This window comes from Kitasatospora sp. NPDC051705, from assembly GCF_044453265.1.
Classification (GTDB): Bacteria; Actinomycetota; Actinomycetes; order Streptomycetales; family Streptomycetaceae; genus Kitasatospora.
Genome location: NZ_JBITCO010000057.1, coordinates 1 through 5,385 on the forward strand (window position 1 = coordinate 1; position 5,385 = coordinate 5,385).

The 5,385-nt window shown below is 75.7% G+C and carries 2 protein-coding genes and 1 pseudogene; all 3 read right to left on the reverse strand.

Annotated features, from left to right (window positions below; all coding sequences use genetic code 11):
• A pseudogene (gene gdnG / locus ACIA8Q_RS33715) lies at nt 1-3,740 on the reverse strand (guadinomine polyketide synthase module 3 GdnG); the annotation flags it as partial.
• A 30-nt stretch (nt 3,741-3,770) separates the two neighbouring features.
• Nucleotides 3,771-4,565 carry a CmcJ/NvfI family oxidoreductase gene (locus ACIA8Q_RS33720; RefSeq protein WP_360223327.1) on the reverse strand — a complete coding sequence of 265 codons (795 nt, stop codon included), beginning with the start codon at nt 4,563-4,565 and terminating at the stop codon, nt 3,771-3,773.
• 53 nt (nt 4,566-4,618) lie between these two features.
• On the reverse strand, nt 4,619-5,385 hold a 767-nt coding region (locus tag ACIA8Q_RS33725; RefSeq protein WP_360223330.1), incomplete at its 5' end, for a beta-ketoacyl reductase.

Below are 5,385 nucleotides of genomic sequence, written 5' to 3' on the forward strand. Positions count from 1 at the left end.
TGGGGGCCGAGGTCGACGTCGGTGGTGGTGCCGGTGACGTGCCAGTGTCCGGTGGGGGCGGGCGGGTTGTCCTCGGTGGTCTCCTCCCACCGGACGCCCACCAGCCAGTCGGCCCACTCGGGGCCGGCACCGAAGCCCTCGCGGGGGGCCGGGCGGTCCTGGAAGCCCGCCACCTCGACCACGGCCGTCCCGGACCCGTCCAGCAGGACGATGTCCCAACGGCCGTCCGCGGTGCGGCGCGCGTGGACCCAGTGGGCCCGCCGGTCGGCGTCCCGGTGCACCGTCAGCCGGTCCGCCGCGAACGGCAGCCGGGCGGTGCCCTCGGTGCCGGCGGCGAGCGCGACGGCCTCGGTGGCCTGGAACAGCGCGTCCAGCAGCCCGGGGTGGACCGGGGCGACGGGCTCGGCACCCGCCGCCGGGGCGACGGTGGCCAGCACCTCGTCCCGGCCGGCCCAGATCCGGTCCAGCCGGCGGAAGACCGGGCCGAGTTCGATGCCGCCGCCGGCCAGCCGCGCGTACAGCTCCTCGCGGTCGACCTCCCGGTCCAGCCGGTCGCGGACGGCGGTGACGTCCACCACCGGCGCGGCCCCGGCCGCCGCGGCGCCCTCGGGCACCCGGCCGGTGGCGTGCACCGAGCCCTCCTCGTCGGCACCCTCCGGGACGCCCACCAGGCGGAACTCCCGGTCGGTGCCGGACGGCGCCGGGCTCAGCACGAGCTGGACCGTCCGGGTGCCCTCGGCGGGCACCACGAGGGGCTCGGGGAAGACCACGTCGCGCAGCTCGACGGCGGCTGCGCCGGTGCCGGCCTCGACGGCGCTCGCGGCCATCGCCAGGTGGCAGGCGGCCGGTGACACCAGGGCGCCGGCGACCCGGTGCTCCGCGAGGAAGGGCTGGGTGCCCGTCCCCAGCGCGCTCTGGAAGACCGTCGCCCGGAACACCGGCAGCCGCACCTCGGTGTCGAGCAGCGGCCGCACCCGGGCGGCGGCGCGGCCGGCGCCGGCCGGCGCGGTGAACCAGTGGCGCTCGCGCTGGAAGGGGTAGGTGGGCAGCGGGACGCGGCGCGGCCGCGGGCGGCCGTCGACGGCGGCCCAGTCGACCGGCACCCCGCGCACGTGCAGCGCGGCGGCCCCGGCGAGCAGTTCGGCCTCCTCACGGCCGGGGCGCATGCTCGGCACCCAGGCGCTGTCCTCGCCCCGGTCGCCGGTCAGGCCGGTCCGGGCCAGGCCGAGCAGCACCGGCTTCGGGCCGGTCTCGACGAACACCCGGGCGCCGGCCGCGTGCGCGGCCAGGACGGCGTCGGCGAAGCGGACCGGCGCCAGGGCGTGCCGCACCCAGTACTCGGGGTCGCACAGCTCCTCGGCCCCGGCCGGGGCGCCGGTGAGGTCGGACACCACGGTGATCCGCGGCGGCGCGTACCGGACGCGGCGGGCCACCGCCCGGAACTCCTCGGCCACCGGTGCCATCAGCGGCGAGTGGAAGGCGTGGGACACCGGCAGGCGGCGGCCCTCCACCCCCTGCCCGGCGAGCACCGCCAGGACGGCGTCCACCTGTCCGGCGTCGCCGGAGACCACGATCTCGCCGGGCCCGTTGACGGCGGCGACGGACACCAGGGGGTGCTCGGCGACGGCGGCGGCGACCACGGCCTCCTCGGCCCGCAGCGACACCATCACCCCGCCCTCCGGCAGGGCCTGCATCAGCCGGGCCCGCTCGGCGACCAGCAGCAGAGCGTCCTCCAGCGGGAACACCCCGGCCACGCAGGCCGCCGCGATGGCGCCGACGCTGTGCCCGAGCACCACCTGCGGGGTGACGCCCCAGGACTTCCAGAGCTCGGCCAGGGCGTACTCGACGGTGAACAGCGCGGGCTGCGTGTACTCCGTGCGGTCCAGGTCGTACGGGGCCTCCCCGACGGTGTCGGGGTGCAGCACGGAGAGCAGGGGGCGGTCCAGGGTGCGGTCCAGGACGGCCGCGCACCGGTCGACGGCCTCCCGGAACACCGGCTGGGTGCGGTACAGCTCCCGCCCCATGCCGGGGTACTGGGAGCCCTGGCCGGTGAAGAGGAAGGCGGTGGTGGGGGCCGGCCGGTGGGCGGGGACGAAGCCGGTGACGGCGCCGCCCGTGGTCAGCCGCTCGACCAGCTCGGCGGCCGAGCCGCCGACCACGCCGAGGCGGTGCTCGAAGTGGTCGCGGCCGGTGTTGGCGGTGCGGCAGACGTCGGCCAGGTCGGCGCCGCCGGCACCGCCGGCCAGGAAGGCGGCCATCCGGGCGGCCGCCTCGTCCAGGGCGTCCTCGGTCCGCGCGGAGAGCGTGAGCACCTGCGCGGTGCGCCCGGGGGCGCCCCCGGCGGTGTCGGCGGTGTCCGCGGGGGCGTCGGGTGCGGCGGCGAGCAGGACGTGCGCGTTGGTGCCGCTCATGCCGAAGGAGCTCACCCCGGCCACCCGGACGCCGCCGGGGACCTCGGGCCAGGCCGTCGGCCCGGTGGGCACGACGAACGGCAGGCCGTCCCACTCGATGTGCGGGCTGGGCTCGGTGAAGTGGACGTTCCCCGGGACCTCCGCGTGGCGCAGGGCGAGGACCGTCTTGATGATGCCGGCGATGCCCGCCGCGCCCTCGGTGTGGCCGATGTTGCTCTTCACGGCGCCGAGCAGCACCGGGTGCCCGCTCCCGCCGAAGACGCTCGCGAGGGCGCTGACCTCGATCGGGTCGCCGAGCTGGGTGCCGGTGCCGTGCGTCTCGACGAAGGCCACCTGCTCGGGCTCGACCCCGGCGTTCTCCAGCGCGCTGTGGATCAGCTCCACCTGGGCGCGGTGGTTGGGGACGGTGAAGCCGCTGGCCGGGCCGTCGTGGTTGACCGCGGAGCCGCGGACCACGGCGAGCACGGTGTCGCCGTCGCGGTGGGCGTCGGAGAGCCGCTTGAGCACGACCATGCCGCAGCCCTCGCTGCGGCCGAAGCCGTCGGCGCTCGCGTCGAAGGTCTTGCACCGGCCGTCGGGGGCGAGCGCCCCCGTCCTGGCGAGCGAGAGCGAGGTGGTCGGGGACAGCCGCAGGTGCACCCCGCCCGCCATGGCGAGCTCGCACTCGCCCAGCCGCAGTGCCGAGACGGCCTGGTGCAGGGCCACCAGGGAGCTCGAACAGCCGGTGTCCAGGGCCATGTTGGGGCCGTTCAGGCCCAGGGCGTGGGAGATCCGGCCGGAGGCGAAGCAGAAGCCGGTGCCGGTGGCGTCGTAGTGGTCGAGCCGGGTGCCGTGCGCCTCCTCGACGAGGCGCGCGTAGTCGTTCTCGGCGATGCCGACGAACACGCCGGTGCGGCTGTTGCGCAGCGAGCGCGGGGCGTACCCGGCGTCCTCGACGGCCTCCCAGGCCACTTCGAGCAGCAGCCGGTGCTGCGGGTCGAGCCGGGCCGCCTCCTTGGGGGAGATCCCGAAGAAGAGCGGGTCGAAGCGGTCGACGTCGGCGACGAAGCCGCCGTGCCGGCTGTAGAGCTTGCCCGGGGCGGCCGGGTCGGGGTCGTAGAGCGACTCCATGTCCCAGCGGTCGGCCGGGACTTCGGTGATGGCGTCGACTCCGCCGCGCAGCAGCTCCCAGAAGGCCTCCGGGCCGCCCGCGGAGGGGAACCGGCAGGACATGCCGATGATCGCGATGTCCTCGCGGGTACGGGCGAGCTCGCCCTCCAGCTTGTCGATGACGAAGACGGACTGCTGCAGCGCTGCCAGCAGATCGGCGTCCGGAGTCGGTCCGGCCATGGTGTGGTTCCCCTCCAGCAACTCAGCGGTTCAGCGCTTGAAAGCGCACATCCAGCGCACCTCGATGCTGCGGCGCAGCGGTGCGTCGTCCGGCGCGGTCGGATCGGTGAAGGCCGAGTGCAGACAGGTCGGCGCGCGGTCCGGGCGGGTGTCGAGCTGCTTGAACATCAGCAGCTCGTCGGTCCGCATCCGGGGGAAGTAGTAGAAGCGGTGGCCCTCGTCGAAGACCGGGGACGACTCGGGGTGCGGCTCGCCCACGCTCGTGTAGTAGTAGTCGTGGATGTGCTCGCGCGGCACCGTCCGGGCGTCCATCAGGGCCAGCGGGTGCTGGAACACCTCGCGGTCGACGGGCTGCCAGGTGTTGTACCAGGCGAAGTCGTGGTCCTGGTCGGAGCCCAGTTCGATGCCGAGCTCCTCGATCCGGGAGCGGGTGTAGCCGAACGGGTCGCCGAGGCCCTTGTCGCCGTGCAGGAAGCCGGCGTAGCCGGCCTCGAAGTCCTCCGGGTCGCCCCAGCGGACGAAGTGGTGGGTGACGAAGACCTCGTCGGCGCCGCTCTGCTCCTTGACCAGCGGGGCGAGCTCCGCGAAGTACCGGCCGAGGACGGCGGACTCGTCGCGGAAGTCGACCTCGGTGCGGTGTTCGAGCAGGGTGAAGCCGGTGGTGTCGAGGCCGTACTCGGTGCCCCGGGCGTTCGCGACGGGGACGTCGTGCCGCACGGTGTTGGTGGCGAGGGAGCCCCAGTCGCCGATCTCGGGTGCGGTCCCGCTGTCACGCCACCGGGGGGCGAGGTAGCGCACTCCGGCGGTGATGGTCGGGGTAGTCACTCTGGTACCTCTGTTTCGTTTCGCCGTTCGTGTGGGGGAGTCCGGGCACCCGTTCAGGCGTTCCGGTGGCTCTGGTACTTCTGCGAGATCCGGGCCATCAGGTCGCCGACCGCGTCGCCGGTGGGGGCCGCCGGTGCGGGTGGTGCGTCCTGCCGCTCCGCGGCGCCGCCGCGGGCCCGGACCGGCGCCGCGGCGTCGGCCGTGAGGCCGAGCTCGCGGGCCAGGAAGCCCACCAGCTCGTCGAGGGTCGGGTAGGTGAAGGCGACGGTGGTGGCCAGTTTCAGGTCGAGTCCGGCGGCGATCCTGGACCGGAACTCGACGGTCATCAGCGAGTCCATGCCGAGGCTGAAGAAGCCCTGGTGCGGGCCGATCGGCGCCCGCGAGCCCAGCACCGCGCGCAGCGTCCGCTCGACCCAGGAGGCGAGGAACGCCCGGGGGTCGGCGGCCGCCGCGAGCTCCTGGCGGGCGGAGGGCGGTGCGGTGTCCGCGGCCCGGTCGGGACGGCCGCCCGGGGCGGTGACGGCGCCTTCGGCGGTGGCGCCGAGCCGGGCCAGGTAGCCGGCCGGCAGGTCCTCGCCGAGCGCGGTGCGGAACCGCCGCCAGTCCGCGGCCAGCACCGCGACCTCGTGCGTCGCCCGCCCGGTGCGGGCCAGCCGGACCGCGAGGCGGGAGCCCTGGTCGGCCGGGAGCATCCGCAGGCCGATCCGGTCGTAGGCGTCGCCCTCGTCCGCGGCCATGCCGACCTCGGCCCAGGGGCCCCAGTTGACGGCGAGTCCGGGCAGTCCGAGGGAGCGGCGGCGGGCCATCAGGCCGTCCAGGT